The sequence below is a fragment of the Ochrobactrum sp. SFR4 genome (assembly GCF_019730395.1).
Classification (GTDB): Bacteria; Pseudomonadota; Alphaproteobacteria; order Rhizobiales; family Rhizobiaceae; genus Pseudochrobactrum.
In genome coordinates this window covers 1-241 of the sequence record NZ_JAAPBB010001269.1, presented here as the reverse complement: position 1 = coordinate 241, position 241 = coordinate 1, and the positions used below count along the sequence as shown (strand labels likewise).

The 241-nt window shown below is 52.7% G+C and carries 1 pseudogene; it reads left to right on the top strand.

Annotation, left to right across the window (positions count from 1 at the left end):
• Positions 1–60: 60 nt before the first annotated feature.
• Positions 61–241, top strand: a pseudogene (locus HBA93_RS23095) (hypothetical protein); the annotation flags it as partial.

Genomic DNA, 241 nt, shown 5'->3' with positions numbered 1-241 from the left:
AAGCTTTGCCCCTGCTCCCGCCTGTCAACTACAGGCGGGAAATAGCCCGGAGCGGTTCTGATGAACACGGAATCGGAGAACCGCTCTCAGTCTTTGTTTGTCGCATTATCCGACGCAAAACCGTTTCACACTTTTGCCGGAAATGCTCTGATATCCGCCATCCCCGACAGACGCCGGAGAGCTTATGTCCGAATTTATGCAATTCCTTTCTTCAGGGGTAACTGTCGGCGCAGTTTATGCG